The organism is Streptomyces sp. NPDC004721 (assembly GCF_053601495.1).
Map to the genome: position 1 here is coordinate 82,129 of NZ_JBSGBZ010000004.1, position 25,806 is coordinate 107,934.

Below are 25,806 nucleotides of genomic sequence, written 5' to 3' on the forward strand. Positions count from 1 at the left end.
CCGGAGCGGGGATGACACGCAGCCGTCACAAAAGGGCTCCGCCCCGGCCGGCGGGATGCCGGTCGGGGCGGAGCGGTGAGGACCGTCGGGCCCGGCGGGGTGCCGGGCCCGGGTCGGCTCAGAGGGCGGCCAGCGCCTCGTTCCAGGTGGCCGACGGGCGCATGACCGCGGCGGCCTTGGCCGGGTCGGGCTGGTAGTAGCCGCCGATCTCGGCCGGCTTGCCCTGGACAGCGATCAGCTCGTCGACGATCTGCTGCTCGTTGGCGGCGAGGGTCTCGGCGAGCGGCGCGAACGCCTTGGCCAGACCGGCGTCGTCGGTCTGCTTCGCCAGCTCCTGCGCCCAGTACAGGGACAGGAAGAAGTGGCTGCCGCGGTTGTCGATGCCGCCGACGCGACGGGTCGGGGACTTGTCCTCGTTGAGGAAGGTCGCCGTGGCCCGGTCCAGGGTGTCGGCGAGCACCTTGGCGCGGGCGTTGCCGGTGGCCTGGGCGTACTGCTCCAGGGACGGCACCAGGGCGAAGAACTCGCCCAGGGAGTCCCAGCGCAGGTAGTCCTCCTTGACCAGCTGCTGCACGTGCTTCGGCGCGGAGCCGCCGGCGCCCGTCTCGAACAGGCCGCCGCCCGCCATCAGCGGGACCACGGAGAGCATCTTGGCGCTGGTGCCCAGCTCCAGGATCGGGAACAGGTCGGTGAGGTAGTCGCGCAGCACGTTGCCGGTGACCGAGATGGTGTTCTCGCCGCGGCGGATGCGCTCCACGGACAGCTTGGTGGCCTCCTCCGGGGACAGGATCTTGATGTCCAGGCCCTCGGTCTCGTGCTCCGGCAGGTACTGCTCGACCTTGGCGATCAGGTTGGCGTCGTGGGCGCGGCCCTCGTCCAGCCAGAACACGGCCGGGTCGCCGGTGGCGCGGGCGCGGGTGACGGCCAGCTTCACCCAGTCCTTGATCGGGGCGTCCTTGGTCTGGCAGGCGCGGAAGATGTCACCGGCCGAGACGGTCTGCTCGAGCACGGCGTGGCCGGCCTGGTCGACCAGGCGGACGGTGCCGGTGACCGGGATCTCGAAGGTCTTGTCGTGGCTGCCGTACTCCTCGGCCTTCTGCGCCATCAGGCCCACGTTCGGGACCGAGCCCATGGTCGACGGGTCGTAGGCGCCGTGGGCGCGGCAGTCGTCGAGCACGGCCTGGTAGACGCCCGCGTAGCTGGAGTCCGGGATGACCGCGAGGGTGTCGTGCTCCTGGCCGTCCGGGCCCCACATGTGGCCGGAGGTGCGGATCATGGCCGGCATGGAGGCGTCCACGATCACGTCGGAGGGGACGTGCAGGTTGGTGATGCCCTTGTCGGAGTCGACCATCGCCAGCTCCGGGCCCTCGGCGAGCTCGGCGTCGAAGGAGGCCTTGATCTCGGCGCCCTCCGGCAGGTTCTCCAGGCCCTTGTAGATGCCACCCAGACCGTCGTTCGGGGTCAGGCCGGCCGCGGCGAACGCCTCGCCGTACTTCGCGAACGTCTTCGGGAAGAAGGCGCGCACCACGTGACCGAAGACGATCGGGTCGGAGACCTTCATCATCGTGGCCTTCAGATGCACGGAGAACAGGACGCCCTCCTGCTTGGCGCGGGCGACCTGGGCGGTGAGGAACTCGCGCAGCGCGGCGACGCGCATCACGGAGGCGTCCACGACCTCGCCCTTCAGGACGGGCACGGACTCGCGCAGCACGGTGGTGGAGCCGTCGTCGCCCTTCAGCTCGATGCGCAGCGCGCCGTCCTCGGCGATCACCGTGGACTTCTCGGTGGAGCGGAAGTCGTCGACGCCCATGGTCGCCACGTTGGTCTTGGAATCGGCGGTCCAGGCGCCCATGCGGTGCGGGTGGGTCTTGGCGTAGTTCTTCACCGAGGCGGGGGCGCGGCGGTCGGAGTTGCCCTCGCGCAGCACCGGGTTCACCGCGGAGCCCTTGACCTTGTCGTAGCGGGCGCGGATCTCGCGCTCCTCGTCGGTCTTCGGGTCGTCCGGGTAGTCCGGCAGCGCGTAGCCCTGGCCCTGGAGCTCGGCGATCGCGGCCCTCAGCTGCGGGATGGAGGCCGAGATGTTCGGCAGCTTGATGATGTTGGCCTCGGGCGTCTTGGCGAGCTCGCCCAGCTCGGTCAGCGCGTCCGGGATCCGCTGGTCCTCGGCGAGGTACTCCGGGAACACGGCGATGATGCGCCCGGCCAGCGAGATGTCACGCGTCTCCACCGCGACACCCGCCTGCGAGGCGTACGCCTGGACCACCGGCAGGAAGGAATACGTCGCCAGGGCCGGGGCCTCGTCAGTGTGTGTGTAGATGATGGTCGAGTCAGTCACCGGGTGCTCCGCTCCACGTCTGCAACATTGCTCGACATCAAGATATCTCGTGACGGTCCCCGGCTCGACAGGGGTCCGCCCCGGATCCGGAGGGTTGGCTCACTCGTCCCTGGAGGGTTGGCTCAATCGTTCCTGGGGGGCGGGCTCACTCGTCCGCGAACGAGCCGTGCCGTCCCGCCCCGGCGGCGAACCGGGCCGCGCCCTGAAGGCCCTCGACCAGTACGCCCCTGCCGCGCCGGAGCTCCCCGCGCAGGGCCGACACCTCGTCCAGGGACTCCTGGTCCAGGACCGAGGCGCGGTCCGCGCGCAGGCAGGCCTGGGGGAAGCCGGCGAGCCGGGCCGCCAGCCGCTCGGCCTCGGCGCGGGCGCGGCCGGTGGGGACGAGCCGGTTCGCCAGGCCCATCTCGTACGCCTCGCGGGCCGGGACCGGCCGTCCGGTGAGGATCATGTCCATGGCGCGGCTGGTGCCGATCAGCCGGGGCAGCCGTACCGTGCCGCCGTCGATCAGCGGCACGCCCCAGCGGCGGCAGAACACACCGAACACGGCGTCCTCCTCCGCCACCCGCAGATCGCACCACAGCGCCAGTTCCAGACCGCCCGCCACGGCATGGCCGGCCACCGCCGCGATCACCGGCTTGGACAGCAGCATCCGGGTCGGCCCCATCGGCCCGTCGCCGTCGTCCGCGACCCGGTTGCCCCGGCCGGTGCCGACCGCCTTCAGGTCCGCGCCCGCGCAGAACGTGCCGCCCTCGCCCCACAGCACCGCCACCCTGGCCTCCGCGTCGGACTCGAACAGGCGGAAGGCGTCGGCGAGTTCGGCGGCCGTCGGACCGTCCACCGCGTTCCGGGCCCCGGGCCGGGACAGGACGACCGTGGTGACGTACCCCTGGCGCTCGATCCGGACCGGCATGACGGCGACCTCCTGCTGGGATCTCCTGCTGCGTGGTGGGACGGCAGGTTACTCCTCGGTCACCTCGTGCGGGAGACGGAGCCGCGGGGGAGGGGGACGGTCAGATGACCTTCAGCCGTACCAGTGCCCCCAGCGTCAGCGCGCCCGGTAGCAGCGGCAGCCACACCGTGATGATCCGGTAGGCGACCACCACCGCCGTGGCGACCGCGGCCGGCCCGCCCGCCGCCACCAGCGCCACGACGAGCGCGGCCTCCACCGAGCCGAACCCACCGGGCGTGGGCACCAGCGCGACGGCGGTGGTGGCCGCCAGGTACGCCAGCGCCATGTACACGGACGGCACCGGCAGCGCCAGCGCCTGCCCCACCGCGACCAGTGAGACCGCCTGAAGGGCCGGGAAGGCCAGCGAGCCGCCCCACAGCGCGAGCGCCCGCGCCGGACGGGAGTGCACCGAGCGCGCCTCGCTCAGCGCGGTGCGCACGAAGGAGGCGACCGCCGAGCGCAGCCGCCGTACGCACAGTGCCGCGCCGGTCGCGGCGAGCAGGACCGCGCCCACGGTGTACAGCAGCGGACCGGCCACGCCCGAGGGCAGCAGGCCGCCGAGCCGCAGCGCGTTCGGGAACGCGAGGAGCAGGGCGGCGAGCAGTGCCAGCCGGGCGATGCTCTCCGCGAGCATGTACAGCGCGAGCGCGGCCGAGGACCGGGCCAGGGAGACCCCGCACACCGTCAGGAACCGCAGGTTCACCGCGCTCGCCCCGAGGCCCGTCGGCAACAGGTGGTTGGCGGCGCCGGCCGCGAACTGGGTGGCGAGCAGCCGCCGTCTCGGCAACCGCTGGACGACCGCGCCCTGCCGGGTGACGGCCGCCGCGACCCAGGTCAGACAGGTCGTGCCGACCGCGGCCAGCAGCCATGGCCACTCGGCGCTCCGCAGGTGCGCGAAGCCCTCGGCCAGCACCGACCAGTGCTGCACCGCGGCCACCGCCACGAGCAGCACCGGCAGCAGGCACAGCACCTGGCGCACGGGCAGGCGCCGCGGGAGCCGTCCTGGCCGCAGATCGCGAAGTTCGGCCGCTGTCACATCCGGGGTCACATCCGGAGAGGGTTTACCCGCCGCGCCAACGGCGGGTGGCGGAACCGAGGACGGCGCCTTACGAGCGGAAAGCGGGTCGGGAGCAGTCGGGGCCTTCGGGGTGCGCACATTGACCTCAACGATGCTTGAGGTTCTAGGTTCTTCTTTATGAGCATGGAAACCACCGCCTGGACGCAGCTGCACAGCGTCATGACCGCCCAGCAGGAGCGGCGTCCGCTCGCCCGCGCGACGCTGCGCCGCATCGGCGCGTTCGCCCGGCCCCACCGCCGCCGTATCGCGCAGTTCGTCGCCCTCGGGGTGGTGACCGCGCTGCTCGCGGTGGCGACCCCCGTACTCGCCGGGCGCGTCGTCGACGTGATCGTGTCACGGGGCGACCAGGGCACGGTCGTACGCCTGGCCCTGCTCATCGCCCTGATCGCGGTGGCCGAGGCGGCGTTCGGCATCCTCGGCAGACGCCTGTCGGCCACGCTCGGCGAGGGACTCATCCTCGATCTGCGCACGGCGGTGTTCGACCATGTGCAGCGCATGCCGGTGGCGTTCTTCACGCGCACGCGTACGGGAGCGCTCGTCTCCCGGCTCAACAACGACGTCATCGGCGCCCAGCGGGCCTTCAGCAACACCCTCTCCGGTGTCGTCAGCAACGTGGTCACGCTGCTGCTCACCCTCGCCGTCATGCTCACCCTGTCCTGGCAGATCACCCTGCTCGCCCTGGTGCTGCTGCCGGTGTTCGTGGTGCCGGCCCGGCGGATGGGCACCCGGATGGCCCGTATGCAGCGGGAGGCGGCCACGCTGAACGCGGCGATGGGCACCCGGATGACGGAGCGCTTCTCCGCCCCCGGCGCCACCCTGATCAAGCTCTTCGGCCGTCCGGAGCAGGAGTCGGAGGAGTTCGCGTCCCGCGCCGGCCGGGTACGGGACATCGGCATCCGTACGGCGACGGCGCAGTCCGCCTTCATCACCGCGCTGACCCTGGTGTCCTCGCTGGCGCTGGCCCTGGTCTACGGCCTCGGCGGGTACTTCGCACTGCGCGGCACCCTGGAGCCGGGCGCCGTCGTGTCGCTCGCCCTGCTGCTGACCCGCCTGTACGCGCCGCTCACCGCGCTCGCCGGGGCGCGCGTGGAGGTGATGAGCGCCCTGGTCAGCTTCGAGCGGGTCTTCGAGGTGCTCGACCTCAAGCCGCTGATCGAGGAGAAGCCGGACGCCCGCCCGGTGCCCGAGGGCCCCCTCGCCGTGGAGTTCGACGGCGTCCGCTTCGGCTACCCGTCCGCCGACAAGGTCTCCCTCGCCTCACTGGAGGAGGTCGCCGGCCTCGACACCCGCGACGGCGCAGAGGTCCTGCACGGCGTCTCCTTCCGCGCCGAGGCCGGGCAGACCGTCGCCCTCGTCGGCTCCTCCGGCGCCGGCAAGTCGACGATCGCGCAACTGCTGCCGCGCCTGTACGACGTCGACGAGGGAGCCGTGCGCGTCGGCGGCGTCGACGTCCGCGACCTGACCTCCGCGTCCCTGCGGGCGACTCTCGGCATGGTCACCCAGGACGGCCACCTCTTCCACGACTCCGTGCGCGCCAACCTGCTGCTGGCCCGCCCCTCGGCGACCGACGCGGAACTGTGGGACGCCCTGCGCCGGGCCCGCCTCGACGACCTCGTGCGCTCCCTGCCCGACGGCCTCGACACCGTCGTCGGCGAGCGCGGCTACCGCCTGTCCGGCGGCGAACGCCAGCGCATGACCATCGCCCGGCTGCTGCTGGCCCGCCAGCGGGTGGTCATCCTCGACGAGGCCACCGCCCACCTCGACAACACCTCGGAGGCGGCCGTACAGGAGGCGCTGGCCGAGGCCCTGGAGGGCCGGACCGCGGTGGTGATCGCCCACCGGCTGTCCACGGTGCGGGCCGCCGACCTCATCCTGGTCGTCGAGGGCGGACTGATCGTCGAACGCGGCACCCACGACGAACTCCTGGCGGCGGACGGCCGGTACGCGGAGCTGCACCGCACGCAGTTCGAGCAGCGGGCCGAGGAGGCGCGGGAGGCGGGGGAGGCGCCGGGCATCGAGGCGGTTGCGTAGGCGACGCCGGGGGGTGCGGGGCGGGGGCGGCGGGAGCCACACTCGGGCGACCGCCGCCCCCCGCTCACTGTGGGGGCGGACTCACCGCGGCGGCGATTGCCGGGCGTGCCGCGTACGCCGCGCCTGCACGAGCAGGGGCACCAGGGAGAGCACGATGAGCACGGCGACCATGGCCAGGAGGTAGTCCCCGATGCGGGGGACCGACGCCCCCAGGGCGTACCCGGCCAGCACCAGGCTCTGGGTCCAGAGCACGCCCCCGACGGTCGCCCAGAGCGTGAAGGTGGCACGCCGAGCGCCCCGGCCGCCGGGTGCAGCACGGACCGCAGCATCGGGATGAAGCGGCCGATCACGAGCGCCTTGCCCTGCCCGTAGCGGGCCAGGAGTGCCTGTGCCCGCGCCGCCCGCTCCTTCAGACGCCGGTTGGAGGTGCGGGCCAGCAGGGTCCGCCCGCCCCGCCGCCCGAGCAGGAACCCCACCTGCCCGCCCGCCACCGTGCCCACGGCAGCGCACACAAGGACCTGCCACAACGCCAGCCGCGGCACCTGGCCGTCGGTCTGCGCGCACAGCACACCGGCCGGGATGAGCAGCGTGTCACCGGGAAGGAAGAAGCCGACCACGATCAGACCCGACTCGGCGAAGGTCACGACCAGGACCCCCAGCGCACCGAAGGCGGCCAGCACCGAGGCGCTGTCCATCGGGTTGACGGCGAACACCGTCATCGCCTCATGGCCCTCCTCACCGCGCGCCCGTCGGGCTCACTGCTCCATGAGTACCCCTGCGGTACCGCCGCGGAATCGAGCACAGCGAACATCACGGACATCGCGACTATTGCAGACATCATGGACAACACTCGACGCGTACCGCCTGTCGGCGGCGACCCGGGCTGGGGCGGGGGGGCCACTCAGAGTGTGCTGTTCGCCTTCGCAGGGGTCGGTGTCCGGTCTGCGTACGGGGTGAAGTGCGCAGGTGTGTGTTCGATGGGCGGCAGGTCGGAGCGCCAGGACGTGAGGATCTGGGCACTGCACACGAACAGTCCCTGCGGCAGCTCGTCCAGGGCCCACCACCGCCACTCGCCGACGCTTTCGTGCGGCTGGTCGGCGGGCTCGCCCCGCCAGGCCGTGACGACGGCGCCGACGGTGACGCGTACGACGTCGTCGACGTGGTCGATGAGCGTGCCCAGCAGAGTCACGTCCTCGGGGCGCGCGACGAGCCCGGTCTCCTCGGCGAGTTCGCGCACGACGGTGTCGTGGAGGGACTCTCCGGGTTCGACGGTGCCCCCAGGCAGCTCCCAGGTGCCGTGCCGGTGCCGTCCCAGCAGCAGGCCCCGCTCGCCGAACACGATGGCTCCGACACCGATCGCGGCGTGGGGTACGGGCGGCCGGGCGGTCCGTGGGCGACTGGTCACGCGAGGTGGGCTGGTCGTGCGGTGGCGTCGGGCCCGGACGAGTTGGAGTATCCCGGGGTTGTCCGGTTCCGGTGCGGTGAGGAGTTCGACCCCCTCCACACGGAACCCGTGCTCGGTCAGGAGGTCTTCCCAGAGCTGCGGAGTGAGCACCCACATCTGGGTGGGGATGGGTTCCCCGTCGCGCAGTCGGATCAACTCCTGCCGTGGCATGACCTCGTTGGAGGGTCCCTGTGCGTCGGCGTCGGTGTGGAGGGCGGAGAAGACGAGGGGCGCGCCGTCGACCAGCCCGTCCCGCAGGGCCGGCAGCAGGTGGTGCGGGTCGATGCAGGCGAAGGTGCGGATGCCGTAGGCGGCCTCGTACGGTTCCGCGCGACGCAGATGCTCGGCGACGTCTCCGCACAGGAAGCGGACTCCGGGCTCGCTGCCGTGAGCGTTCAGTGCCCGCTGGTGCTGGGTGGCGGACAGGTCGATGCCGTCCACGAGGGCGCCGTACTCGCGGGCCAGGTGGACGGCGTGGTGTCCGGGACCGGATCCGACGTCGAGGATCCGCTTGCCGCGGATGTCTCCGAGGGTCTCGGCTCCGGGACCCACGCCGGGCCAGAATCCCCAGTCGATGCGATCCGGTACCGGGGGCGAGTAGCCGTAGTCCAGCTGGCGTTGACCGTAGATCGTCCAGCTCTGCTCGTATCCGGGGCGTGCCGTCACAGAAGGACTCCTAGTCATTCGACGCAGCGATGGCCAGGTTCAAGAGTCTCAGGGATCGCCGTTCGTGACCGTAAGTGACGCCTTCACAGCGTCCGTCCAGGCCGCGCGCACGCTGCACCCGGCCGCCCGTACAAGCCGTCCTGTACTGGTTGTAGCCGGGCCGGACACGTAACCCCTGCTCATGGTCGGGCCGTTGTACCCGTTGCAAGAGGTGACGCGGGTGTGACAAGGGGGTCGTCATTCATGGCAAGTGGCAGTGCGCTTGATTCGTCCGGCAGTATGAAGGCGTTCGGGGCGGCCCTGAAGGTCTTCCGTGAACGGGCCCTGCTGACGCAGGAACAGCTGGCCGAACGGCTCAACTACTCGCATGCGTCAGTCGCTTCTGTCGAGCAGGGCCGGCGGATGCCCACCGCGCTCTTCGTCGAACGGGCCGAGGAGGCGCTGGAGTCGTTCGGTGTGCTGCGCGCGGTGGCCCGGCACGTGGGGCGGCAGCGGGGGCTGGCGGTCTGGTTCCGGGAGTGGGCGCAGTTGGAGGAGACGGCGGTCAGCCTGTGCACGTACGAGTGCCGGGTCGTGCCGGGGCTGCTCCAGACCGAGGCCTACACGCGGGCGGTGATGCTCAACGTGCCGCCTCCGCCTACGGAGGAGCAGCTCCAGGAGCGGCTCGCCGCCCGGCTGGCGCGGCAGGAACTGTTGACGCGCAGGCCGCCGGTCGCGTTCAGTTTCATTGTCGAGGAGTCGGTACTGCTGCGGCACACGGGAGGTGAGGAGGTCACCCGAGAACTGCTCGACCACCTCCTCGTCCGCACGGAACCGTGGAACGTGGAGCTGCAGATCATGCCGCAGCGGCAGCCGCACCACGCGGGTACGGACGGGCCGATGCAGCTTCTGGAGACCCCGGAGCGTCAGTGGTTGGGGTACTCGGAAGGGCAGAAGACCGGGCAGCTGGTTTCCGACCGAGAAGCGGTGAGCGTCATGCAGATGCGCTATGCCAAGATGCGCTCGCAGGCCCTGTCCCCCGCGGACTCGGCGGAGTTGTTGCAGCGGATGCGAGGAGCGCTATGAACACCAACCGTGAGCTGGACTGGTTCAAGAGCAGCTACAGCGGGTCCGAAGGCGACAGCTGCGTGGAAGTCGCACACGCCCCCAGTGCCGTACACGTACGCGACTCCAAGCAGAGCGACGGGCCGCGATTCGAGGTCGCCTCCTCGGCGTGGGCGGATTTCCTCGGTCTCGTGGTGTAGTGCGACGCGTCAGGACGCCGGAGGCGGACTGCATCAGACGACGAGCGGGGGGTTCGGTGGACGCGCTGCTGAACCCCTGGGTATTGGCCATGCTCGGCATCGGCGCGGCCATGTTGATCTGGGCTGCCCTGGCGGAAACGGTGACCCGGCCCCGCTCTTGGGCGAGGATCAGCCCAGGGTCTGGGCGCGGATGCGGGTCTACCCCGAGGCCGGCCGTTTGGGACGGATGATGACCTCGCTGCCCAGGGGGCTGTAACCAGCCGCGAGGAAAGCTCGAAGGGATCGAGCGTTGCCTGGGGCGACAGCGGCGAAAACCGGCTCACCGGCGGGGAGCAAGGTGAGCGCGTCACGCAGCAGGGAGCGACCGAGCCCAGCCGTGCTGCTACCAGGGTCGTTGAGTTCGATGCTCATCTCGCGCCGCCCAGCCAGGCCACCGGCCAGTGTGACAAGGCCGCGTTCATCTCCGTAGACACGGACGTCAGTACGCAGAGCCTGAGCATGACGAACGCGCGGGTGGTCATCGACGTCAAGACGTTCAGGCAGGCGGCGAGGGGCCGGCACGCCACGCGCAACGAGTGTCGCGTCGACACTGTCGATCCACCCCTCACGACCTGCGAGGTAGCACAGGAAATCAGGAGCCATTGAAGCCCCGTAACCGTCGGGTCCTTGAGCCTGGATGTCGGAAGTGGACAGGGCGGTGGCGACCACGGCGTGCCCGGTGAAGGCGACCGAGCACTCCAGCCCACCCGGCAGAGGCGGAAGAACTGTTACGCGGCCGTCTGCAGGCGGGAAGCGGCCGTCGGCAGCATCGAGGAACATGCCCAGCAGCGGGTGAGACTCGGCCATGACGGTCCACCCTACGAGGGGCTGTTCGCCGTGGCAGCCACACCCGCTGGGTGAAGCGCCGCTAGGCCGTGGGCCGGGTCAGCCCAAAAGCAACGATGGCTCAGTAGCCGGCACCGTCCACGCCTCGCACCACGTGCCGTCGTCGGGCCTTCGGCCCTGTACGGCGTGGACGAAGGGAGCCAGCTCGGGCAGCGTGTCGTCGACCTTGGACGGGATCACGGGCCATGGGTATCCCGGTCGAGCCGTCCGTCAAACCGGCGATCATCCGATCGGAGGCATGACGCCCGGATGCGGAGTGCCGAGCGCGTGGGCTCGCCCTCCACGGGTACCCGTCACCGCGTGTGGCGGCCTGACGACCGTACGACGAAGAGCCGGGACGAACGCATGCCCGAACTGCCGGATGTCGAGGGATTCCGCGAGGTGCTGATGACCTGCGGCCGGCGCCGGTGTGTCACGGACGTCGAGGTGCGGGACGCGGGGGTTCTGCGCGGTGTCAGCGCACAGCGGCTGCGGAGGGAGCTGGTGGGCAGGCGACTGGGGGAGGCGTGGCGGCAGGGAAAGTGGTTGTTCGTGCCGACGGACGACGGCGGTCCCACCCTTGTCTGGCATTTCGGCATGACGGGGTCGCTGCGGTGTTGTTCCCCGGACGAACCGGTAGAGGCGCACGACCGCGTCCTGCTGACGATCGACGGTTCCCGGCACCTCCGCTATCGCGATCAACGCAAGCTGCAGGGCGTGCGGTTGGCCGGCGACACGGAGATCGAACGGATCACGGACGGTCTCGGTCCCGACGCCCTCACCGTGCGCGCGCCGGAATTCAGGGAGCTGCTGTCGGGACGACGGCGCGCCGTCAAGACCGCGCTGATGGACCAGTCCGTGATCGCGGGTCTCGGGAACCTCCTGTCCGACGAGATCCTCTGGCGGGCCCGTGTCCCTCCGCGGACTCCCGCGCGCGACCTGAGCGAGACCGAGATCCGGCGTGTCTATGAGGGGATGGGCCGGGTCCTTGAGACGTCCGTGCGCGCCGGGTGCGTGCCGCCGAGGCGCTCCTGGCTCACCGGGCACAGGGACGACAGCGAGCCGATGTGTCCTCGCTGCGGGTGGCCTCTGTGCTCGAACCGCGTCGGCGGCCGCCGCACGGTCTGGTGCCCGCAGTGCCAGAAATGAACGAAGCGGGCCGTTCTCAAGTCAGCGAACGGCAATGGGATGATGATCGGCGACAAATGGCGACGGCGGTCCGAGGAAGCCGGTGAGAATCCGGCGCGGTCCCGCCACTGTGACCGGTGAGCGAGTTCCGGAAGGCCACTGCCCCGCCCGGGGTGGGAAGGCGGGACGAGTGAAGACCCGGGAGCCAGGAGACTCACGCGGTCGCCTCCTCGAGCGACACCGGGGCGGATCTCCCCGGGAGGGGAGTGGTGCGGCGTGCCCGAGAGGCCGACGGACGAGGCACCGGGCGGTGCCGTGACGGGGAGCGGTTCGGTGCCGTGCCGGGTCGTCGTGTGCCGGGACTGCTGCTGCGGCAGCCCCAAGGTGACCGGGGTCGATCACGCGGCGCAGACCGCGCGGCTGCGAGCGGAGGTGCCGGTGCGCATCTCCGACTGCCTCGACGTGTGCGAGCAGGCGAACGTCATCGTGGTCCAGCCGTCCACCGCGGGCCGGGCCGCCGGTGCGCGGCCGGTCTGGCTCGGACTCGTCAACGATGCGGACGCGACCGAGGACATCGTCGCCTGGGTGCGCGCCGGAGGCCGGGGCGTGGCTCCCCTGCCGGACATCCTCGACCTTTACGCCATCACACCGCCACGACGTGCCACGGATTCCTGAAGCCCGCACGCGCGAGGAGGCCGGCCCGTCGTCACCGGCCGGGGAACGGGCGGGCCTCGACCGGTGTGACCGCCTCGCCGGCCGGCACACCGTGCAGGACCTGGGCGAGTACCTCCGCGCCGCGCACCACGCGGGGGCCGGGCCGGTTGAAGTAGGACGGCCCGTCCAGCACCCAGACGCGGCCGGACCGAACGGCGGGCAGATCCGTCCAGCCGGGCAGCGCGGTGAGCAACGCGGCTTCGCGCAGGGTGCGTTCAGGTGGGAAGCCGCACGGCAGGAGGAGGACCACGTCCGGTTGTGCGGCGCGTACCGCCTCCCAGGTCATCGGCTTGGTGTGCTCGCCGGGCGCGGCGAGGAGAGGCTCACCTCCGGCGGTGGTGATCTGCTCGGGCACCCAGTGTCCGGCAGGCCACAGCGGGTCGAGCCACTCGATCGCCACGACCCGGGGCCGGTCGAGGCCGGCGACCGCGTCGCGCACCCGGGCGAGGCGCGCCTGCAACTCGCCCCGGCGCCGCTGCGCGCGCTCGCGCACGCCGAGCAGGTCGCCGACGGTGACCAGACAGTCCAGTACGTCGTCGAGCGTGCGCGGCTCCAGGCTGAGGACTCGAGTGTCGGCGTCGAGCAGCCGCACGGTCCGGCTGACCTTCTCGTACGACACCGCGCACACGTCGCACAGGTCCTGGGTGAGCACCACGTCGGGGCGCAGGGCGGCCAGAGCCTTGGTGTCCAGCGTGTACAGCGACGAGCCGGAGTGCGCCGACCCGCCGACGGCGTCGGAGATCTCCCGGCTGGTGAGCGCGTCCTGGTCCAGGTCGGCCCCGGTCACCACGGGTACCGAAGCGACCTCGCGCGGCGGCCAGTCGCACTCGTGGGTACGGCCGGCCAACTGCTCCGACAGTCCGAGTTCGGCGACGATGTCGGTCGCGGCGGGCAGCAGGGAGACGATGCGCATACGTCGACTGTAGGAGGCTCCGGGACCCGTGGACCTCGCGGATCCGCGATTCCGGCGCCCGGCGTGCAGGGCATGCACGGCGTGATCGCACGAACCGACACCGGCCACTCGGCCGCCGACCGGGCGCTCCAACTGCACGGCGGCTACGGCTACCTCGGCGAGTACGGCCTTGAGAAGATCGTCCCTGACCTGCGCGTGCAACAGATCCTGGAAGGAACCAACGAGATCATGCGTGTCATCGTGGCCCGCGGCCTGACGGAGGCGTTCGGATGACCGCCGCCGAGGAACCCGTCCTGGTCCACACCGACGGACGGGCCGCCCACATCACCCTCAACCGGCCGAAGGCCCTCAACGCCCTCACCCACGAGATGGTGTGCCGCATCGACGCGGCACTGACGGCCTGGGAGCACGACCCGGTCGTGGAGACCGTCGTCGTCACCGGCGCGGGGGAGCGCGGCCTGTGCGCGGGCGGTGACATCCGCGCCGTCCACGACGACGTCCGCGACGGGGACGGCGCCGCCTCGGCCGCCTTCTGGCGCGACGAGTACCGCCTCAACGCCCGTATCGCCCGCTATCCGAAGCCGTACGTCGCCGTCATGGACGGCATCGTGATGGGCGGCGGCGTCGGCGTCTCCGCGCACGGCAGCGTCCGCATCGTCACCGAGCGCTCGCGGATCGCGATGCCGGAGACCGGCATCGGCTTCATACCCGACGTCGGCGGCACCCATCTGCTGGCCCTCGCCCCCGGGGAACTGGGCACCCATCTCGCGCTGACCGGTACGCAGATCGGCGCCGGCGACGCCGTGCTCTGCGGGCTCGCCGACCACTACGTGCCGTCAGCGGCCCTGCCGGCCCTCATCGACGACCTCGCCGGCACGCCCGTACGGGAGGTGCTGGCGCGCCATGCCCGACCGCTGCCGGAAGGGGAGTTGGAGAGGCAGAGGGAATGGATCGACCCCTGCTGTGCCGGCGCGACGGTCGAGGACATCGTGAGCCGGCTGCTCGACCACGGCGAGCCCGCCGCCAAGGAGGCGGCCGAAACCCTGTTCACCAGGTCACCGACCGCCGTGAAGGTCACCCTGGCCGCCGTGCGCCGCGCCCGCCGTCTCGGATCGCTGGAGCCGGTCCTCGACCAGGAGTACCGCGTCTCCTGCGCGGCCCTGAGCAGCCCCGACCTGGTGGAGGGCATCCGGGCCCAGGTCATCGACAAGGACCGCGACCCGCGCTGGTCCCCCGACACCCTCGCCGAGGTGACCGACGCCGACGTGAACCGCTTCTTCGCCCCGCTCGGCGACCGTGAACTGGGCCTCGCCGGCTCTGGCGCCACCGCGGAGGCGGCCTGGTGAGGAGGACCGTCGCGTTCCTCGGAAGGGCGCACATCGGCGCCTCGCCCGGGGCACGTCGACCACCCGGTCAGGCAGGCGCCGGGCAGCCGTCGCCGGAGACCGGGGCCTCCTCGTCCTCTCCGGGCCGGAGCACCTGAGCCGAGCCGAGCAGCGCCTCGACCACCTCCTCCAGGTCGAGGCGCTGCTCGACCGACCGCAGGTGTGGCAGCCGCGCCCCGGTGCTGACCCGGGGAGGGGCGAGCAGACTGCAGCAGTCCTCGTCGGGGAGGACCGAGATGCCGGCGGTGCCGATGGACCGGGCCTCGTCGATGATCTCCTGCTTCTCCCAGCCGATCAGCGGACGTAGTACGGGCAGCGCCGCCGCCTCGTCCACCGCGACCAGGTTGGCCAGCGTCTGACTGGCGACCTGCCCGAGGCTGTCGCCCGTCACCAGCGCCTGGGCACCGATACGGTCGGCCAGCGCGGAGGCGGTGCGCACCATCAGCCGGCGTTGGGCGACCACCTGGAGCCGCCCGGCCCCTGCCACGGCGAGTTGCTTCTGCGCCTTGCCGAGCGCGACGACGTGCAGGGTTCCGGGCGGCTGGCAGCGGTTCAGCTCACGGGCCAGGGCGTACGCCTTGTACACGGACGACGGGTTCGTGTAGGGAGCGCCGTTGAAGTGCACGAAGTCGCACGCCAGTCCGCGCCGCATGGCCCGGTGGGCGGCGACGGGGGAGTCGTAGCCGCCGGAGAGCAGGACCAGGGCCCGCCCGCTGGCCCCGACGGGCAGCCCGCTCAGACCGGGGAGGCGTTCACAGGAGAGGTACGTCTCCTTGTGGTCGATCACGACGTTCAGCGTCACGCCGGGCGTGGTGAGGTCGACCGTCAGCGCGGGCACGGCGTCGAGTACCCGGGCCCCCAGGAACACTTCCATGCGGGAAGAGGTCAGCGGGAACTGCTTGTCCCGCCGCCGCACCCGCACGGCGAAGCGGAGCCCCCGGCGCTCGCCGCTCACGGCACGCAGGGCGTCGATCGCCGCCGCCGTGATGCCGTCGAGGGTGCTGGGCACCCGTACGGCCGGCTCGACGGAGTTGAAGCCGACGACCCGCCGGGCCCGCTCCACCAGGGCCTCAACGGGGACCTGCCCGCCCAGCACGGTGACGTTCTGCGCGGTCTTGATCCAGGTCGAGCCGCCGACCCCGCGCAGGGAGACGCGCAGGTTGTCGTGCAGCCGCTCGGTGAAGCGGTGTCGGTTGCGGCCCTTGAGGAAGACCTCGCCGTGCTTGAGCAGCACGCACGGGCCGTGGGAGACGGGGGCGGCACCGGATGAGGCGCGGGGAGTGGGTACGCGGAGATCGTCGGACATGTGAGCGAGCCTCTCAGAGCGCCCCGTCGTCGTCGCAGGTGGCCTCCCTGTCCCGCAATGATCGCGGAGCCCAGGACAGAGCTGTCCGATGGGCAGGACAGGCTCAGTCGGTGGCTTGTGAAGTGCCCAAAGATCGGGCGAAGTCGGCAAGGGTCCGGAAGTCGTCCTCGCGCAAGCCGATCCGCGGGTTGACGTGGTGCAGAAGTCCACGTGCGCGGTGGTGGGTGGTCACGTACGCCTGGTCCAGATCACTCTGTTCGTCGTCCACCCAGGCGAAGGAACGGCCGTTGGCGTAGTCCACCAGAGGAGGAGTCTTCCAGTGGACCCCGTCGGGGCGCTCTTGGAACAAGGCGTCGCCGAAGTCGACGAAGGGTAGTCCCAGGAAGGCCGAGCACTGGACCGATCCACCGGTTGGCATCCCCTCTCCACGTTGTGGCCCAGCACAGCTCGTAGCCGAGTCGGCTCGTCCGTGCTCCGGGTTGAGCCAGACCCGCAGGTGGTGCCGACGGAGCGAGAGTTCTCGATGGCCCTCTGGAGTCCCACTGTCTCGGGGCACTCTGAGCGTGGTGTAGCCGTCGGGACGCTTCTCCGGCTTGGCCGCATATGGGTTGAGGGGCCCGTCCCCGTCGAGGAACAGTAGTGGTCGGCTCACGACCCCCCTGCCACGCTGATATCGGCTGCGCTGGTGGAAGCGTAGCGGCACCGATCGTCGCGGAGTCGGGCCAGGCCCGATGTGATGATCACGACGTGGTGGGTGTCATCACGGCCTCGCAGCCGTCCGGATGGGGTCGTTCACCGGGCTGAGTCCGCGCCAGTTCAACGGGCTGAGTCCGCGCCAGTTCAAGAAGGCCGTGGCCGCGATCGGGCAAAGAAGTGCCGCGGCAGTCCAGCGGGGCCGGCCACGGGCTCTGAGCCCGGCGGACCGGCTGACATGAAGGTCTTCGTGGGTCGCTGCGTACGCTGATCTCGGCCGTTGGCGAGGGCCCCCGTTGGGTCGCCATTTCCTGAGAAGCCTGGGGAGAGCTGCCCGGACACAAGACTGGCTGTAAGGTGTCGAGCCAGCCCTTGACCTGCAAGAACGCAGGCAGGGAGCCTAGCTTCAGGAGTAGTTCGATGCTGCGCACCATGTTCAAGTCCAAAATTCACCGCGCCACGGTCACCCAGGCCGACCTGCACTACGTGGGATCCGTGACCATTGACGCGGACCTGCTCGACGCCGCCGATCTGCTGCCCGGTGAGCTCGTCCACATCGTCGACGTCACCAATGGCGCCCGGTTGGAGACGTACGTCATCGAGGGGGAGCGCGGGGCCGGGGTCGTCGGGATCAACGGGGCAGCCGCGCATCTCGTGCACCCCGGAGACCTGGTGATCATCATCAGCTACGCCCAGGTCACCGATGCCGAGGCGCGGGCCCTTCAGCCGCGGGTTGTCCACGTCGACGCGGACAACCGTATGGTGGCGCTCGGCGCCGACGCCTCCGAGCCGGTGCCGGGTTCCGACCAGGAGCGCAGCCCGCAGGCCGTATCGAGCTGACCGACCAGGAGCGTGACCGTGAGCGACATCGAGATCCGCGACGACCGGACGGCGGGACGCCTCGAGGCAGTGCAGGGCGGTGCGGTCGTCGGCCGCATCGAGTACTTCGTCCTCGAACGGCCCAGGCGCGCGATGGTAGCCGTGCACACGATCGTGGAGCCGGCCCACGAGGGCCGGGGCATCGCGGGCTCGCTGACGCGCGAGCTGTACGCGATCGCCGGGCGCGAGGGCGCCGCCGTGGCCCCGCTCTGTTCGTACGTCGTCAAGTGGGCCGAACGCCACCGCGACGAGGCCCCGGCGGCCGACCCCGAGCTGCTGGGTGCCGCGCGGGAGTGGCTCGCGGCGCACCCGGAACGGTTCTGAGCGGCCGATGCTCGCCCTGCTGCACACCTCGCCGGTGCACGTCCCGGTCTTCGACGCGCTGCGCGACGAGACCCACCCCGGCCTCCGGCTACGGCACTTCGTCGACGAGGAGCTGCTGAGCCGGGCCCGCCTGGAAGGTCCGGCGGCGGTGACGGACGCGGTGGGGGCGGTGCTCGGCAGGGCGGTCGCCGAGGGAGCCAGGGCGGTCCTGTGCACCTGCTCGACCCTCGGGGGCGTCGCGGAGGAGGCGGGGACGGCGCAGCTCGCCGTGCCCGTGCTGCGGGTGGACCGCCCCATGGCGGCCGCCGCGGTCGCCACCGGGCCGCGGGTGGTCCTCCTCGCGGCGCTGGCGAGCACCCTCGCGCCGACCACCGCGCTCATCGAGGAGGAGGCCCGCCGCGCCGGGCACACCGTCACCGTCCGCCCCGTGGTCGTCGACGCCGCATGGTCCCGCTTCGAGGCCGGCGACAACGAGGGATACGTGCGTGAGGTGGCCACCGTGGCCGACCGGATCACCCACGCCGACGCGATCGTCCTCGCCCAGGCCTCGATGGCTCCCGCCCAGCACCTCACGACGACCGCGGTCCCCGTCCTCTCCAGCCCGAGACCGGGCTTCGAGGCAGCGGCACGCGCGGCACGACACGGCCCCGCCCGACCGCTCGACACCCCCGCGTAGCCGAACAGGCCGCCCGCCACCCATGGGTCCGCCCGGCTGCTCGCCGTGCCCCCGTCGGGTGACTGGTGGCGCGGGGGTCGGGTAGGTGGGGGAGTAGTCCAGAGCCGATGTCGACCGACTGGCCGGAGGACGCCATGACCGACCCGTACCCGGACCCCACCTCGCCCTCACCCATGCCGGGTCCGGACCCCCAGCATCCGCAGCCGCAACCGCACCCCGTGCCCACACCGGAGCCGCCCCCGGCCCCGGAACCCCCTCCGGCACCAGGGCCGCTGCCGGGCCCACCGCCAGGTCCGCCGGGCCCACCACCCGGTCCTGGCCCGACTCCGCCTCCCGCGCCCCCGCCCCCGGCCCCGCCGCCAGGACCGGGCCCGATCCCGCCCACGCCCCCGGGCCCGATCCCCAGCCCGCCGCCCAGTCCTCTGCCTCCGGAGCCCCCGCCGTCCCCGATCCCGCCGGGCCCGGAGCCGGTCCCGAACCCGGAGCCGGGACCGCCCCTGACCTGACGCCGGACCCGGCCTCGGGACCTGACCCGGCCTCGGGACCGGACCCGGCCCCTGACCTGACGTCCGACCCGACCCGGGACCCGGTCCGCGCCCGGTACCGACCCGACCCCGGTACCACCCAGGCGTACCCGCCCCTCGCCCCGCCCCCGAACGCAGGAAGACGGTGGGCGGCTCCCCAGCCGCCCACCGTCTTCTGCCTGCTACGCAGCTACTCCCGTACTCCCGGCCGAGGCGGCAGGCGAAAGCGGAACCTCTACGCCGTCACCTCCGACCGGTCCCCGCCCCACAGCGTGTGGAAGGAGCCGTCCTGGTCCACCCGCCGGTACGTGTGCGCCCCGAAGAAGTCCCGCTGCCCCTGGGTGAGCGCGGCGGGCAGCCGTTCGGCGCGCAGGGCGTCGTAGTACGCGAGGGCGGCCGAGAAGCCGGGGGTCGGCACGCCCTGCCGGGTCGCGGCGACCAGGACCTCGCGCCAGTCGTCCTGGGCCGCCGCGATCTCCTGGGCGAAGGTGTCGTCGGACAGCAGGCTCGGCAGGTCCGGGCGGGCGTCGTAAGCCGCGCGGATCCGGTCCAGGAAGGCCGCACGGATGATGCAGCCGCCGCGCCAGATGGTGGAGACCGCGCCGAGGTCGATGTCCCAGCCGTACTCCGCGCTGCCGGCGGCGATCTCGTGGAAGCCCTGGGTGTAGGACACGATCTTCGAGGCGTACAGCGCCTGTTCCACCCGGTCGGCGAAGGCGCCCGCCTCCGACTCGCTCAGCGGGGACGCCTTCGGTCCCGCCAGTCCGCGCGAGGCCTCCCGCAGGTCGGCGTGGCCCGACAGGGAACGGGCGAAGACCGCCTCCGCGATGCCCGAGACCGGTACGCCCAGGTCGAGGGCGATCTGGACCGTCCAGCGGCCGGTGCCCTTCTGCTCGGCCTGGTCCACCACCACGTCCACGAACGGCTTGCCGGTCGCCGCGTCCACGTGGGACAGGACCTCCGCCGTGATCTCGATCAGGTACGAGTCGAGCCGGCCCGTGTTCCAGGTGCGGAAGATCTCCGCGATCTGCGCGGGGGAGTACCCGGCCACGTCGCGCAGCAACTGGTACGCCTCGCCGATCAGCTGCATGTCGGCGTACTCGATGCCGTTGTGCACCATCTTCACGAAGTGCCCGGCGCCGTCGGGGCCGACGTGCGTGACGCACGGCGCGCCGTCCTTCGCCTTCGCGGAGATCTTCTCCAGCATCGGACCGAGTGACTGGTACGACTCCTTCGAGCCGCCCGGCATGATGCTCGGCCCGTGCAGCGCGCCCTCCTCGCCGCCGGAGATCCCGGTGCCCACGAAGTGGATGCCCTGCTCGCGCAGCTCGCGCTCCCGGCGCCGGGTGTCCGCGAAGTGCGCGTTGCCGCCGTCGATGATCATGTCGCCGGGCTCCAGCAGCGGGGCGAACTCCTGGATCACCGCGTCGGTCGGTTCGCCGGCCTTCACCATGATGACCAGGCGGCGCGGCCGCTCCAGGGCCGCCACGAACTCCTTCGCGGTCTCGGCCGCGACGAAGTCCCCCTCGTGCCCGAACTCCTCGACCAGGGCGTGCGTCCGGGCCACCGTCCGGTTGTGCAGTGCGACCGCGTAGCCGTTGCGCGCGAAATTGCGGGCGAGGTTGCGGCCCATGACCGCGAGTCCCGTGACGCCGATCTGGGCTGTAGTGCTCATACCGCCTGCTCCTCGAAAATCCGGTGAATCATCAAGTGGGACGCTGGGGCCCCGCCGCCGGTGCCGTCGGCCGGTCCGCCGCCGGTGCCGCCGTCGGTGCCGCTGACGGCCGGTCCGCCGCCGGTTCCGCCGTCGGTCTCGTCGTCGGCCTTCCGTCCGTCGCGCCGTCCGTGCCCGCCAGTATCGCCGTTCATACCCTTTCGACCATCCTGACGTGCCGGTACGGCGCGCGCATATCCGGACCCGGCACCCTTCCATACGCGCGGCGGGGGCCCAGTGGCTCAGCGCACGGCTCGCGAATCCGGCCAATCAGGCGCCGCGACCGGCCAGTTGGAGTGACGAACCGGCCGATAGCCGTCTTGTCACGGCCTGTTCGCGGCGGTTACTTTCGCCCCTCCTGACGCATGTCGAGGGGGCTTGAGATGGCCGTACGCGGCCGGCACCGCCGGTACCAGCCGAACAGGATCAACCGCGCCTCGCTCACCGTCACGGCGGGCGGCGCCGGGATGGCCATTCCGCTCATCGGCGCCGGAGCCGCGCACGCCGCCGACGCCTCCACCTGGAACAAGGTGGCGGCCTGCGAGTCGAGCGGCAGCTGGCACATCAACACGGGCAACGGCTACTACGGCGGGCTCCAGTTCACCCGGTCCACCTGGGAGGCGTACGGCGGGACGCGGTACGCGCCCCGCGCGGACCTGGCCACCCGGGACCAGCAGATCGCCGTCGCGGAGAAGGTGCTCGACGGGCAGGGACCCGGTGCCTGGCCGGTGTGCTCGACCCGGGCCGGTCTCGCCCGCGGCGGCGGCGCCCCCGACGTCCACCCGGACACGGCCGGGCAGCGGACCGTGCGCAGTGCGAAGAGCTCCGCCCGCGAGGTCGACGTACGGCCGCAGACCGCGCCGCAGGCGCGGGCCGGCAGCGCCGAGATGTACAAGGTGGTCCGCGGCGACACCCTCTCCGGCATCGCCGAGGAGCGCCATGTCTCCGGCGGCTGGCGGCAGTTGTACGCCGCCAACCGCACGACCGTGGGCGCCGACCCGAACCTGATCCAGCCGGGTCAGCGGCTGGCCGTGCCCAAGTCGCGTACGACGGCCGAGCCGCACCGCAAGCCGTCCACCGCCACGCGCCCCGCCAGAGAGGCCAAGCCCGCCGTCGGCGCGCCCAAGTCCCGGCCCCACGCGACCCCGCACACCCTCGTCGCCCCCGTCGGCGGCAGCGTCGGCACGCCCTACCACGCGACTGGCGCCCACTGGTCGAAGGGCTACCACACCGGCGTCGACTTCGAGGTTCCCACCGGCACCTCGGTGAAGGCGGCCGCGGCCGGCCGGGTGGTCAGCGCGGGCTGGGGCGGCGCCTACGGCTACCAGGTGGTCATCCGGCACGCCGACGGCCACTACACGCAGTACGGCCACCTGTCGGCGATATCCGTGCGGGCCGGGCAGTCGGTCGCCGCCGGGCGCGGCATCGGCCGCTCGGGGGCCACGGGCAATGTCACCGGACCGCATCTGCACTTCGAGGTGCGCACGGGGCCCGGCTTCGGCACCGACGTCGACCCGCTCGCCTATCTGCGGGCCCGCGGCGTCACTATCTGACCCGCCGCAACTGGACCGGGTCCCGTATCCAGAGCCGGACCCGTGTCCGCACCCGTACCCGTACCCAGGTCCGGGCGCCGGAGGTCAGGATCCGACGCGGGACTCGTGCCGGTCGGGCACGGGCACCGGAACGCAGGGGTTCGCGTAGAACTGCCGGCCGTAGCACGGGGCGCCGTAGAACAGGCCGAGGATGAGCGGCGGTTCGCCCTGCGCGGGGTGCTCCTCCCGCGCCGCCGGTGGGACCGGGACGACGACCGCGTCCACCCGCACGCCCCGCCCGGAGGCCCCGGACGCCTCGGCGGACAACACCGCCTCGGCGGGCGACGCCTTCCCGGCGGGCATCTGCCCGGTCCCGGTCACCACGACCGGAGCCGTACGCTCGATGCGCTCGGTCGTCAGGAGGATCAGCCCGCCCGCGGCCACCACACCGCAGCCGAGGGCGAGCACGGTGCCCGTCGTGCCGTAGCGGAAGGTCTCGCCGAACAGCGTGAGCCCGACCGCGGCCGCCATCACCGGGTTCACCACCGTCAGCGTGGCCAGCGGCGCCGCCAGGCCACCGCCCCGGTACGACGCCTGCGACAGCAGGATCCCGGCCGTGGCCAGGACGCCTATCGCGGCCAGGGACGGCAGTTCGGACGCCGCGATCCCGTTGGTGAAGTCGACCGTGACGGTCTTGGTGAACACCGAGGACATGCCGAAGGAGATGCCGGAGCCGGTGGCGAGCAGCACGCTGCGCACCGCCGGATGCCGGTGCGCCGCCCGGCCCGCGACCGTGAGCGCCGCGACCACACCGGCGGTCACCACGGCCAGGCCCCCGCGTTGTGCGGTGGTCAGCGACTGGGCCTCGGAGGTGCCCACCAGGGACAGCAGACCCGCGAGCCCCACCGTCGCCATGATCGCGCCGCGCCAGGCGGCGGCGCCGGCCCGCCGGCCGACGAACAGCGCCGCCATCGGCAGCGCGAACACGATGGTCAGGGCACCCAGCGGCTGCACCAGGCTGAGCGGGCCGCAGGCCAGGGCCACCACGTGCAGCAGCCCGCCGAGACCGTTCAGCATCAGCGCCGCCCACCAGGCGGGCCGGCGCAGCGGCGCGTACCGTTCGCCGGGGGAGGACACCGCGACCCGCTCCTGGACGATCGCACCGCCGGCGTAGGCCACGGCGGAAACGAAGGACAGCAGCACGGACAGCGCGAGGGCGCTCATGAGCTGCACCTCCGCGTGGGGCTGGGGCGGCGACCCCGGTGCGACGAACGGTCGGCTTCCATGGTTGTCCACCCTGCCGTGCCGATCGCCTCCCGTCGTCGTCCCTGAGCAGTCAATAGGTCCTACTGCCGATGGAGTACGCCCCGCCCGCCGTCCTCCCCTGGGTGGGCGACAGAGGACGTGGAGTCCCTGCCGGAACCCCTTGCGCACCGCTCGACGGGCCTTGGTACTACTGCTTCCCGTGAACCTCGCCCCCGGCCTCGCCGCACTGAACGACCTCGGCGGCTTCTTCGTCCTGCGCACGGGCGCCCCGCCGCACCGGCCACTGCCCACCCTCGCCCGGGCCTATGCCGCGGCCGCCGCCGATCCCGACCGGCATCCCCTACTGGTTCGGGTCCGCCGGGTCGCCGACGGCATCGGCGCCCCCGAAGCCCGGGTCGCCGCCTCGGTCGCGCACCAGGCGCTCGCCGCCCGGCTGTGGTCGGCCGCGCTCGGCTGCGCCGTGCTGTACGGGCGGCTCCCCGACCTGGACGCCCGCCTGATCCGCTGGGACCCCGCCGGCAGCGCCCCGGACGACCTGTGGCTCACCGAGGTGCGCGGCCGCCCGGCGGACCCGGAGACGGTCGCGGACGTCGTCCTGCACGGGCACCTCGAACCCCTGGCGGCCGCCTTGCGCGCCCGGTACCGCCTCGCACCCGGGCTGCTGCGGGGCAACGCGGCCTCCGCGCTGGCGGCCGCGGCACGCCTGCTGGAGAGCCGGGTGCGCGACAGCGGCCGTATCGCGGCCGGCGACCACGCCCGGGAGCTGGCCGCCGGGCTCCTCGCCCATCCCCTCCTCGCCGGTGCCGGCACGCTGACCGGCGCCGGCACCGGCTTCCGGCGGCGCAGTTGCTGCCTCTACTACCGCGTCCCCGGCGGCGGCCTCTGCGGGGATTGCTGCTTCACCCGGGTGCCGGGCTCTTCCCCACGGGCCGCATCTGAGTGACCATGAAGGCGACCGGCCGCTTCGGACCAGGGGGTTGCGGGTGCGCGTGGGACTACTGACCCGGGAGTACCCGCCGGACGTGTACGGCGGTGCGGGCGTCCACGTCGAGTTCCTCGCGCGGGAACTCGGACCGCTGGTGGACCTGGAGGTGCACTGCTGGGGCGAGGGCCGCGCCGACGGCGTCGTACGCCACCGTCCCTGGACCGCGCTGGACGGCGCCAACGACGCGCTGCGCACCTTCTCCGTCGACCTCGCCATGGCCGCCGCGCTCCAGGACCGCGAACTCGTCCACTCCCACACCTGGTACGCCAACCTCGCCGGTCACCTCGGCAAACTGCTGTACGGCGTGCCGCACGTGATGACCGCGCACTCCCTGGAGCCCCTGCGCCCCTGGAAGGCCGAACAGCTCGGCGGGGGCTACGCCCTGTCCGGCTGGGCCGAGCGCACCGCGATCGAGTCCGCCGACGCGGTCGTCGCGGTCTCCGGCGCCATGCGCGAGGACATCCTCGGCTGTTACCCGGCGCTCGACCCGGCCCGGGTGCACGTCATCCACAACGGCATCGACACCACCCTCTACCGGCCGGACCACGGCACGGACGCCCTCGACCGCGTCGGCCTCGACCCGGACCGCCCGTACGTGCTGTTCGTCGGCCGCATCACCCGGCAGAAGGGCGTGCCCCATCTGCTGCGGGCGGTACGGGACATCGACCCGGCCGCGCAGGTGGTGCTGTGCGCGGGGGCGCCCGACACACCGGAGATCGACCGGGAGTTCCGGGACCTCTACCAGGAGCTGAGCCGGACCCGCGACGGCGTGCACTGGATTCCACGGATGCTGCCGCGCCCGGACGTGATCCAGCTCCTCACCCACGCCGCCGCCTTCGTCTGCCCCTCGGTCTACGAGCCGCTGGGCATCGTCAACCTGGAGGCGATGGCGTGCGGCACGCCCGTCGTGGCCTCCCGGGTCGGCGGGATCCCCGAGGTGGTCGACGACGGCCGGACGGGAGTACTCGTGCCGGTGGACGACGATTTCGAGACGGGGCTCGCCCGCGCACTCGACACGGTGCTCGCGGACCGGGACGGCGCCCGCCGCATGGGTGAGGCCGGAAGACGGCGCGCGGTGGAGGAGTTCGGCTGGGACGCGGTCGCCCGGCGCACCGTGCGGCTCTACGAGGAGATCCTCGGACAGGCTTAGGGCTCT

General features: G+C 72.3%; 22 protein-coding genes, 3 pseudogenes and 1 riboswitch. Of the genes and pseudogenes, 13 read left to right on the top strand and 12 right to left on the bottom strand.

Annotated features, from left to right (window positions below; all coding sequences use genetic code 11):
* Positions 1-118: 118 nt before the first annotated feature.
* From ACWEK3_RS04655 to ACWEK3_RS04665, 3 genes are all read right to left on the bottom strand, one after another.
* A complete protein-coding gene (locus ACWEK3_RS04655) occupies positions 119-2,335 on the bottom strand; it encodes an NADP-dependent isocitrate dehydrogenase (RefSeq protein ID WP_453248923.1) in 2,217 nt (738 codons plus the stop codon).
* A 145-nt stretch (positions 2,336-2,480) separates the two neighbouring features.
* Positions 2,481-3,245: a crotonase/enoyl-CoA hydratase family protein gene (locus tag ACWEK3_RS04660; protein WP_453248924.1), complete on the bottom strand. Its 765-nt coding sequence runs from the start codon at positions 3,243-3,245 to the stop codon at positions 2,481-2,483.
* Between the two features lie 100 nt (positions 3,246-3,345).
* On the bottom strand, positions 3,346-4,332 hold the full coding sequence (locus ACWEK3_RS04665; RefSeq protein WP_450541743.1) for a lysylphosphatidylglycerol synthase transmembrane domain-containing protein: 987 nt from the start codon (positions 4,330-4,332) through the stop codon (positions 3,346-3,348).
* Between the two features lie 153 nt (positions 4,333-4,485).
* On the opposite strand from ACWEK3_RS04665, the gene ACWEK3_RS04670 reads away from it, so the two are divergent.
* Complete coding sequence (locus ACWEK3_RS04670) at positions 4,486-6,393, top strand: ABC transporter ATP-binding protein (RefSeq protein WP_376406379.1); 1,908 nt, start codon at positions 4,486-4,488, stop codon at positions 6,391-6,393.
* 81 nt (positions 6,394-6,474) lie between these two features.
* Here ACWEK3_RS04670 and ACWEK3_RS04675 read toward each other — a convergent pair.
* Together ACWEK3_RS04675 and ACWEK3_RS04680 are read right to left on the bottom strand one after the other, a co-directional pair.
* Positions 6,475-7,106, bottom strand: a pseudogene (locus ACWEK3_RS04675) (DedA family protein).
* Between the two features lie 188 nt (positions 7,107-7,294).
* A complete protein-coding gene (locus tag ACWEK3_RS04680; RefSeq protein WP_453248925.1) occupies positions 7,295-8,521 on the bottom strand; it encodes a bifunctional class I SAM-dependent methyltransferase/NUDIX hydrolase in 1,227 nt (408 codons plus the stop codon).
* 225 nt (positions 8,522-8,746) lie between these two features.
* On the opposite strand from ACWEK3_RS04680, the gene ACWEK3_RS04685 reads away from it, so the two are divergent.
* Together ACWEK3_RS04685 and ACWEK3_RS04690 are read left to right on the top strand one after the other, a co-directional pair.
* Complete coding sequence (locus ACWEK3_RS04685) at positions 8,747-9,568, top strand: helix-turn-helix domain-containing protein (protein WP_453248926.1); 822 nt, start codon at positions 8,747-8,749, stop codon at positions 9,566-9,568.
* Complete coding sequence (locus ACWEK3_RS04690) at positions 9,565-9,747, top strand: DUF397 domain-containing protein (RefSeq protein WP_450541737.1); 183 nt, start codon at positions 9,565-9,567, stop codon at positions 9,745-9,747. Before ACWEK3_RS04685 ends, ACWEK3_RS04690 begins: the two co-directional genes overlap by 4 nt.
* Before the next feature lie 198 nt (positions 9,748-9,945).
* Here ACWEK3_RS04690 and ACWEK3_RS04695 read toward each other — a convergent pair whose 3' ends face one another.
* Positions 9,946-10,593 (bottom strand): hypothetical protein, encoded by a 648-nt coding sequence (locus ACWEK3_RS04695; RefSeq protein WP_453248927.1) that lies wholly within the window; start codon positions 10,591-10,593, stop codon positions 9,946-9,948.
* A gap of 384 nt (positions 10,594-10,977) precedes the next feature.
* On the opposite strand from ACWEK3_RS04695, the gene ACWEK3_RS04700 reads away from it, so the two are divergent.
* Positions 10,978-11,760: an Fpg/Nei family DNA glycosylase gene (locus tag ACWEK3_RS04700; protein ID WP_453248928.1), complete on the top strand. Its 783-nt coding sequence runs from the start codon at positions 10,978-10,980 to the stop codon at positions 11,758-11,760.
* Between the two features lie 72 nt (positions 11,761-11,832).
* Positions 11,833-11,955, top strand: a riboswitch (cobalamin riboswitch).
* A 60-nt stretch (positions 11,956-12,015) separates the two neighbouring features.
* On the top strand, positions 12,016-12,414 hold the full coding sequence (locus ACWEK3_RS04705; protein WP_453248929.1) for a (2Fe-2S) ferredoxin domain-containing protein: 399 nt from the start codon (positions 12,016-12,018) through the stop codon (positions 12,412-12,414).
* Positions 12,415-12,445: 31 nt separating this feature from the next.
* Here ACWEK3_RS04705 and ACWEK3_RS04710 read toward each other — a convergent pair whose 3' ends face one another.
* Positions 12,446-13,366: a cobalamin-binding protein gene (locus ACWEK3_RS04710; RefSeq protein WP_450541733.1), complete on the bottom strand. Its 921-nt coding sequence runs from the start codon at positions 13,364-13,366 to the stop codon at positions 12,446-12,448.
* 93 nt (positions 13,367-13,459) lie between these two features.
* On the opposite strand from ACWEK3_RS04710, the pseudogene ACWEK3_RS04715 reads away from it, so the two are divergent.
* Positions 13,460-13,639: pseudogene (locus tag ACWEK3_RS04715) on the top strand (acyl-CoA dehydrogenase family protein); the annotation flags it as partial.
* Entirely contained in the window at positions 13,636-14,712 is a 1,077-nt protein-coding gene (locus ACWEK3_RS04720; RefSeq protein ID WP_453248930.1) for an enoyl-CoA hydratase/isomerase family protein, read from the top strand. The pseudogene ACWEK3_RS04715 and the gene ACWEK3_RS04720, both read left to right, overlap by 4 nt.
* Positions 14,713-14,779: 67 nt before the next feature.
* Here the strand turns inward: ACWEK3_RS04720 and thiI are convergent, their stop codons facing one another.
* Positions 14,780-16,057, bottom strand: coding sequence for a tRNA uracil 4-sulfurtransferase ThiI (gene thiI, locus ACWEK3_RS04725; RefSeq protein ID WP_450541729.1), 1,278 nt, complete (start codon positions 16,055-16,057; stop codon positions 14,780-14,782).
* 103 nt (positions 16,058-16,160) lie between these two features.
* Positions 16,161-16,709, bottom strand: a pseudogene (locus ACWEK3_RS04730) (hypothetical protein).
* 461 nt (positions 16,710-17,170) lie between these two features.
* Between ACWEK3_RS04730 and panD the strand changes: the two are divergent.
* The 3 genes from panD to ACWEK3_RS04745 are packed head-to-tail and all read left to right on the top strand — an operon-like array spanning position 17,171 to position 18,629.
* Positions 17,171-17,590 carry an aspartate 1-decarboxylase gene (gene panD / locus ACWEK3_RS04735; RefSeq protein WP_450541727.1) on the top strand — a complete coding sequence of 140 codons (420 nt, stop codon included), beginning with the start codon at positions 17,171-17,173 and terminating at the stop codon, positions 17,588-17,590.
* A gap of 18 nt (positions 17,591-17,608) precedes the next feature.
* The gene (locus ACWEK3_RS04740) at positions 17,609-17,953 is read left to right on the top strand and encodes a GNAT family N-acetyltransferase (RefSeq protein WP_450541725.1); all 345 of its coding nucleotides are present in this window, start codon (positions 17,609-17,611) and stop codon (positions 17,951-17,953) included.
* Between the two features lie 7 nt (positions 17,954-17,960).
* The gene (locus tag ACWEK3_RS04745) at positions 17,961-18,629 is read left to right on the top strand and encodes an aspartate/glutamate racemase family protein (protein WP_453248931.1); all 669 of its coding nucleotides are present in this window, start codon (positions 17,961-17,963) and stop codon (positions 18,627-18,629) included.
* Between the two features lie 759 nt (positions 18,630-19,388).
* On the opposite strand, the gene gndA is transcribed toward ACWEK3_RS04745, so the two are convergent.
* On the bottom strand, positions 19,389-20,828 hold the full coding sequence (gene gndA, locus ACWEK3_RS04750) for an NADP-dependent phosphogluconate dehydrogenase (RefSeq protein WP_453248932.1): 1,440 nt from the start codon (positions 20,826-20,828) through the stop codon (positions 19,389-19,391).
* Positions 20,825-21,022: a hypothetical protein gene (locus tag ACWEK3_RS04755; protein ID WP_361417566.1), complete on the bottom strand. Its 198-nt coding sequence runs from the start codon at positions 21,020-21,022 to the stop codon at positions 20,825-20,827. The genes gndA and ACWEK3_RS04755 overlap by 4 nt, the downstream gene beginning before the upstream one ends.
* A 228-nt stretch (positions 21,023-21,250) precedes the next feature.
* On the opposite strand from ACWEK3_RS04755, the gene ACWEK3_RS04760 reads away from it, so the two are divergent.
* Positions 21,251-22,420 (top strand): transglycosylase family protein, encoded by a 1,170-nt coding sequence (locus ACWEK3_RS04760; protein WP_453248933.1) that lies wholly within the window; start codon positions 21,251-21,253, stop codon positions 22,418-22,420.
* 84 nt (positions 22,421-22,504) lie between these two features.
* Here the strand turns inward: ACWEK3_RS04760 and ACWEK3_RS04765 are convergent, their stop codons facing one another.
* On the bottom strand, positions 22,505-23,623 hold the full coding sequence (locus ACWEK3_RS04765) for a DMT family transporter (protein WP_453248934.1): 1,119 nt from the start codon (positions 23,621-23,623) through the stop codon (positions 22,505-22,507).
* Between the two features lie 241 nt (positions 23,624-23,864).
* Here ACWEK3_RS04765 and ACWEK3_RS04770 point away from each other — a divergent pair, with 241 nt between their 5' ends.
* Both ACWEK3_RS04770 and glgA read left to right on the top strand, forming a co-directional pair.
* Positions 23,865-24,608, top strand: coding sequence for a (2Fe-2S)-binding protein (locus ACWEK3_RS04770; RefSeq protein ID WP_450541715.1), 744 nt, complete (start codon positions 23,865-23,867; stop codon positions 24,606-24,608).
* A gap of 40 nt (positions 24,609-24,648) precedes the next feature.
* Positions 24,649-25,800: a glycogen synthase gene (gene glgA, locus ACWEK3_RS04775; RefSeq protein ID WP_450541713.1), complete on the top strand. Its 1,152-nt coding sequence runs from the start codon at positions 24,649-24,651 to the stop codon at positions 25,798-25,800.
* Positions 25,801-25,806: the final 6 nt, after the last annotated feature.

What these genes read in the sequence shown, in the direction of transcription:
- ACWEK3_RS04660 (WP_453248924.1), bottom strand. Translation starts at nt 3,245, where the DNA reads ATGCCGGTCCGGATCGAGCGCCAGGGGTACGTCACCACGGTCGTCCTG.
- ACWEK3_RS04670 (WP_376406379.1), top strand. Translation starts at nt 4,486, where the DNA reads ATGGAAACCACCGCCTGGACGCAGCTGCACAGCGTCATGACCGCCCAG.
- ACWEK3_RS04680 (WP_453248925.1), bottom strand. Translation starts at nt 8,521, where the DNA reads ATGACTAGGAGTCCTTCTGTGACGGCACGCCCCGGATACGAGCAGAGC.
- ACWEK3_RS04685 (WP_453248926.1), top strand. Translation starts at nt 8,747, where the DNA reads ATGGCAAGTGGCAGTGCGCTTGATTCGTCCGGCAGTATGAAGGCGTTC.
- ACWEK3_RS04690 (WP_450541737.1), top strand. Translation starts at nt 9,565, where the DNA reads ATGAACACCAACCGTGAGCTGGACTGGTTCAAGAGCAGCTACAGCGGG.
- ACWEK3_RS04695 (WP_453248927.1), bottom strand. Translation starts at nt 10,593, where the DNA reads ATGGCCGAGTCTCACCCGCTGCTGGGCATGTTCCTCGATGCTGCCGAC.
- ACWEK3_RS04700 (WP_453248928.1), top strand. Translation starts at nt 10,978, where the DNA reads ATGCCCGAACTGCCGGATGTCGAGGGATTCCGCGAGGTGCTGATGACC.
- ACWEK3_RS04710 (WP_450541733.1), bottom strand. Translation starts at nt 13,366, where the DNA reads ATGCGCATCGTCTCCCTGCTGCCCGCCGCGACCGACATCGTCGCCGAA.
- ACWEK3_RS04720 (WP_453248930.1), top strand. Translation starts at nt 13,636, where the DNA reads ATGACCGCCGCCGAGGAACCCGTCCTGGTCCACACCGACGGACGGGCC.
- thiI (WP_450541729.1), bottom strand. Translation starts at nt 16,057, where the DNA reads ATGTCCGACGATCTCCGCGTACCCACTCCCCGCGCCTCATCCGGTGCC.
- panD (WP_450541727.1), top strand. Translation starts at nt 17,171, where the DNA reads ATGCTGCGCACCATGTTCAAGTCCAAAATTCACCGCGCCACGGTCACC.
- ACWEK3_RS04745 (WP_453248931.1), top strand. Translation starts at nt 17,961, where the DNA reads ATGCTCGCCCTGCTGCACACCTCGCCGGTGCACGTCCCGGTCTTCGAC.
- gndA (WP_453248932.1), bottom strand. Translation starts at nt 20,828, where the DNA reads ATGAGCACTACAGCCCAGATCGGCGTCACGGGACTCGCGGTCATGGGC.
- ACWEK3_RS04755 (WP_361417566.1), bottom strand. Translation starts at nt 21,022, where the DNA reads ATGAACGGCGATACTGGCGGGCACGGACGGCGCGACGGACGGAAGGCC.
- ACWEK3_RS04760 (WP_453248933.1), top strand. Translation starts at nt 21,251, where the DNA reads ATGGCCGTACGCGGCCGGCACCGCCGGTACCAGCCGAACAGGATCAAC.
- ACWEK3_RS04765 (WP_453248934.1), bottom strand. Translation starts at nt 23,623, where the DNA reads ATGAGCGCCCTCGCGCTGTCCGTGCTGCTGTCCTTCGTTTCCGCCGTG.